General features: G+C 43.8%; 1 protein-coding gene. It reads right to left on the bottom strand.

Translation table 11 applies throughout. From position 1 onward, the window contains the following. Positions 1-545: family 43 glycosylhydrolase (locus tag AC1DPZ_RS28750; RefSeq protein WP_477409966.1), on the bottom strand; the 545-nt coding region annotated here is incomplete at both ends.

Here is a 545-nt window from a genome sequence, read left to right as displayed (position 1 = left end):
TACCGCCCGAAGGCACGTTTGCCTTTTTAATGATAACCTGGTCCGTTCCGCCAGGTTTTATACCGGAAAGATCGTCCTTTAATTCAACTAACCTCAAATCTCCGCTCCCGCTAATCATATAAATCTTCCCGTCATCATCAAAAAACAAGGAATGATCACCCAGGCTGGGGGCAAATGACCTGGCTTTCCAGGGGCCTTTTTCGATATCCTTTGTAGAATAGATGTGCGTTTTATTGGTATTTGCAGAAAATGTGCTTACATAATAGGTGCCATTATGGAAGCGGATTGAACTTGCCCACGAACCTTCTCCATACATATTTTTGCCATTTGTGAGATTTGTTGCATCAATATTTGCTAAAGTATCATACGCATAACCCACCATCTTCCAGTTCACCAGGTCCTCCGACTTCATAATAGGTACACCGGGGCTCATGTGCATGGTTGTGCTGCTCATGTAATAGCTGTTGCCTACACGTTCTATTGATATGTCCGGTACATCCGCGTAAATAATGGGRTTAGTGGCTTTTTGCGCATATAAACACGGC

Source organism: Mucilaginibacter sp. P4_G9, assembly GCF_056400985.1.
Note: the sequence above shows the minus strand (reverse complement) of the source record. Positions and strands in the feature narration are given on the sequence as shown.